The sequence below is a fragment of the Bradyrhizobium ivorense genome (genome assembly GCF_900696085.1).
Taxonomy (GTDB): Bacteria; Pseudomonadota; Alphaproteobacteria; order Rhizobiales; family Xanthobacteraceae; genus Bradyrhizobium; species Bradyrhizobium ivorense.
In genome coordinates, this window is the sequence record NZ_CAADFC020000040.1 from 1 (window position 1) to 1,635 (window position 1,635).

Here is a 1,635-nt window from a genome sequence, read left to right on the forward strand (position 1 = left end):
GATGACTATGTTGCCGAGGATAACCCGGTGCGAGCGGTCGACGTGTTCGTCGATAGTCTCGACCTCGACAAGCTCGGGTTCGTCGGTGTCCAGCCACTCGACACCGGCCGCCCGAGCTATCACCCCGGCACTATGCTCAAGCTCTACATCTACGGCTATCTCAATCGGATTCCGTCGAGCCGTCGCCTGGAGCGGGAATGCACAGCGCAATATCGAGATGCTCTGGTTGACCGGGCAGTCGGCGCCGGACTTCAAGACCATCGCGGACTTCCGCAAGGACAACGGCAATGCCATTCGTGAGGTCTGTCGCGAGTTCGTGGCGTTGTGCCGCAAGCTTGAGCTGTTCGGTGCCGCGAGCGTCGCCATCGATGGATCAAAGTTCAAGGCTGTCAATGCACGGGACAAGAACTTCACCGAGGCCAAGATGAAGCGGCGTTTTGAGCGGATCGATGAGAGCATCGCCCGCTATCTCTCGCAGCTTGAAACCGCCGATCGGCATGGCGACGCGGTGCCGGAGGCAAAGGTTGAGCGGTTGAAGGGCAAGATCAAGAAGCTCAAGGAAGAGATCGTCCGACTCAACGCGATCAACGCGGAGATGATGAAGAGCGAGGACAAGCAGATCTCACTGTCCGATCCTGACGCACGCTCGATGGCGACAAGTGGCAAGGACACCGGCATCGTTGGCTACAACGTGCAGATTGCCGTTGATACGCAGCATCATCTTATCGTGGCTCACGATGTGACCAACGCGGGCACCGATCGCCACCAGCTCGGCAACATGGCCGGGCAGGCTCGTGCCGAGATGGTTGCCGAGACGCTCGAGGTCGTTGCGGATCGCGGCTACTACGACGGCGAAGAGCTCCGTGCCTGTGAAGAAGCCCGCATCACGGTTACATTGCCGAAACCGCTGACCTCAGGTGCGAAAGCCGCAGGTCGTTTTGGCAAGCAGGACTTCGTCTATGTTGCGGCCGAGGACATCTATCGCTGCCCTGCCGGCGAACGGCTGACCTACCGCTTCACCGGCGAAGAGGATGGTAAGATGCTGCGCCGTTACTGGACGGTGGCTTGCCAAAGCTGTGCGCTCAAAGCTCAGTGCACCACTGGCCCCGAGCGGCGCATCGCGCGTTGGGAGCACGAGGCCGTGCTGGAGAAGGTTCAGCGGCGGCTCGACCAAGACCCCAACAAGATGACCTTACGCCGTCAAACGGCCGAGCATCCGTTCGGAACCATAAAGGCCTGGATGGGGGCGACGCACTTCCTGATGCAAAGACGACACAAGGTTGCGACCGAAATGGCGTTGAATGTGCTCGCCTACAATATGAAACGGGTCATAGCGATTCTGGGATGCGCAACCCTGCTGAAGGCGATGCGGACGTAAGGGATATTGTACCGACGCCTCAGCCTCTAGAACCTTCTGGTTGCTCATTGGCAGCCCAAATCGAGCAGCCAAACCGATGCCGGGCGTCCGCCCTGCCAATTGACAAAAGGGTTCTCACACAGCCTGGGCCCTTATCCGACCGTTTCTTAGAATAACCGCGATGTCGGCTGCTGGGAGCGAAGCCGACCAAGGTCGGACGGGGCGTCATGGTCGGCTTTTGACCCGACTCGGACATCGCAGGTAGCGCTGACTGCCAG

Annotated in this window: 1 pseudogene; it reads left to right on the plus strand. The window is 59.6% G+C overall.

The features are described from left to right. A pseudogene (locus tag CI41S_RS42290) lies at positions 1-1,378 on the plus strand (IS1182 family transposase); the annotation flags it as partial. Positions 1,379-1,635 lie beyond the last annotated feature (257 nt).